Raw genomic sequence first — 2,526 nt, forward strand, 5'->3', positions numbered from 1 at the left:
TAAAAAAGAATCAAGCCATAAAGACATCAGAGAAACGAATAGAGATAAAAACCAGAATAGGTTCAGAGATATGTTTATAGTTTCATGCTTTTATATTAAAAATAACAACTGAAAACAAAGAATGTTTTTGAATCTGGCACAAATTATTGCCAGTTCCGAATCTTTTCAATAACTTTCCTGCAAATTTCTAAAAACGATACAGAAATGTCATTAATCAGAGTCATTCTTTCCATTATTTTTCCGCCCCTTGCCGTAATTGATAAAGGCTGCGGCTCAGTACTCATAATCTTCATCCTCACCCTGTGCGGATGGATTCCGGGCGTAATCGGTGCCCTGATTATCCTCAACAAGAATTAAATCTAATTCATTCCTAAATAAAGAATCCTTATGAAAGAATTACATGTACATGAAATTACGGGACCTTCGCTTGTCCCGGCAAAAGACATTCCGGCATTGCTCGATGAAAATCATATTGAATTTCAGGCCATTGAATGCGTCAACTGGAATGCCTATCCTTACCGTCCTGAAGTAGAATTCCGCATGGGACACACGGGAGAAGCCATTTTACTGAACTACCGCATCAAGGAAGAAAGCGTACGTGCCGTAGCAGCGGAAGACAACGGCAGAGTATGGGAAGACTCCTGCTGTGAGTTCTTCTTTCAGCTTCCCGAAGACCAGGAAGAAAATATCTACTACAACTTTGAATGCAACTGTGGAGGTACCTTGCTTATCGGCGGTGGAAGACCGGGCGACCGGCCTCATGCACCCTTGGAAATCACCCGGAAAGTAGACCGCTGGACTTCGCTCGACAAGGCTCCTTTTGACGAACGTATGGGAGAATGCAGCTGGCAACTGGCTCTTTGCATCCCTAAGGAAGCATTCTTCCGTCACCAGCTTAAAGGTTTCAAGGAAATGACTGCCCGGGCCAATTTCTACAAATGCGGCGACTTGCAGCATACACCGCACTTCCTGTCATGGAACAAAATAGACTTGCCGGAACCTTGCTTCCACTGCCCGGAATTCTTCGGCAAAATATGCTTTGACTAAATTATCGCATTTATCTATACCCAAAGAGTGCCTGAATCTTCATTTTTCAGAAGAAGCCGGCACTCTTTTTCAATCCACATTATTCTCTGGTTACACGAACACAAGCTACTTTTCTACTTCTGTTTCTCCACACTACGCCCAACGAAATAATCAGCGCGCCTGCCAGCAGCAAGTACAGAAGTCCCATAAACGAAAACCACCCATAACGTGACAATACAATGCCGGAAAAAGAGCCGACCAGACTGGAGCCTGCATAGTAGAACAACCAGTAAATGCTGGTGGCACTGCTTTTCATCTGTCCTGCATGTACCGATACAATCCGGCTTGCCAGCGTATGTGTGCCAAAAAAGGCGAACGTCATCAAACCCAACCCCGACACAATGGCTCCCAGGTGCATCCATAGTAAAAAGGCCATTCCTGCTCCCATCAACAGCAACATTCCTTGCAGAAGCATTTCCGGACTGTACCTGTCCGACAGACGTCCCGCCACAACCGAGCCAATGATTCCCGCCACATACATGGTGAAAATCAGGGCGACCCAATGGTGAGGCAACGAAAAAGGAGGCGACTCCAGCAAAAAGGAAAGATAGTTATAGACGCTGACAAAAATCCCCATGGACAATGCTGCAATCAGATACATGGGAACGAACGTACCCTGTGTCAGCAAATCACGCATCTGGCACAACTTTTCCTTAAACGATACAGACACCGCAGAAAAGTGTTTCCCGGAAGGAATCTTCCAGCAGAACAGTCCCCCCAATACCAGACTGGCAACTCCGATAAGCCACACTGCCGGCTGCCATCCTCCCCATCCGGAAACCAGGGTAGCAACCACTCGTCCCGACATGCCTCCCAGCGTGTTCCCACTCAGATACAGGCTGATGGCCAGTCCAATCATGCTCTTATCCACCTCTTCCGAAAAATAAGCCAATGCTACGGACGACACACCCGCCAGCACCATCCCCTTCAGAAAATTCAAGGCCAATAAAAGCGGATAATTCTCCGCAAATCCAGAAGCTACAGTCAGGAGAGACGAAACCACCAATGAAACTCCCATCAGGCGTTCGCGTGACACGGTGTCGGCCTTGAAAGCCATGACAATCAATCCCAGCGCCATTCCGGCCGTAGAAGCCGATACCGACAGACTGCTTTCTGCCGGAGTAACCCCAAATGCCCGGCATACTTCCGAAAGCATCGGTTGAAATAAATACAACTGGGCAAAAACCGACAAGCCTGACAAAAACATACAGTTACGTATTAAACGAAACCGCCCAATCACTTCACGGGAATGATTCATCTCTTTCATGTTCCTCCTATTCCATTAATCACGGGAACAAAAATAGAAGGTAAAAAGCATATCCAATCTATCGCAAAATCATTATTTTTCGATAAGAGTCATTGATAAAACCAATAAAAAGGACGAATGTCCTTGACTGTTTTCCTCTCAGGGTATGAATACAAAAATGAATATAAGTATGA

General features: G+C 45.7%; 3 protein-coding genes. 2 read left to right on the top strand and 1 reads right to left on the bottom strand.

The genetic code is table 11. From position 1 onward, the window contains the following. The first annotated feature begins 204 nt into the window (after positions 1 to 204). Both ACMJ0U_RS12670 and ACMJ0U_RS12675 read left to right on the top strand, forming a co-directional pair. A complete protein-coding gene (locus ACMJ0U_RS12670; protein ID WP_417130230.1) occupies positions 205 to 357 on the top strand; it encodes a YqaE/Pmp3 family membrane protein in 153 nt (50 codons plus the stop codon). A gap of 30 nt (positions 358 to 387) precedes the next feature. Continuing rightward, a complete protein-coding gene (locus ACMJ0U_RS12675) occupies positions 388 to 1,047 on the top strand; it encodes a carbohydrate-binding family 9-like protein (RefSeq protein WP_417130231.1) in 660 nt (219 codons plus the stop codon). Between the two features lie 79 nt (positions 1,048 to 1,126). Here the strand turns inward: ACMJ0U_RS12675 and ACMJ0U_RS12680 are convergent, their stop codons facing one another. Further along, positions 1,127 to 2,353, bottom strand: a complete 1,227-nt coding sequence (locus tag ACMJ0U_RS12680) for an MFS transporter (RefSeq protein WP_417130232.1) — start codon at positions 2,351 to 2,353, stop codon at positions 1,127 to 1,129. Positions 2,354 to 2,526: the final 173 nt, after the last annotated feature.

The sequence above is a fragment of the Phocaeicola sp. genome, assembly GCF_048170425.1.
Lineage (GTDB): Bacteria > Bacteroidota > Bacteroidia > Bacteroidales > Bacteroidaceae > Phocaeicola.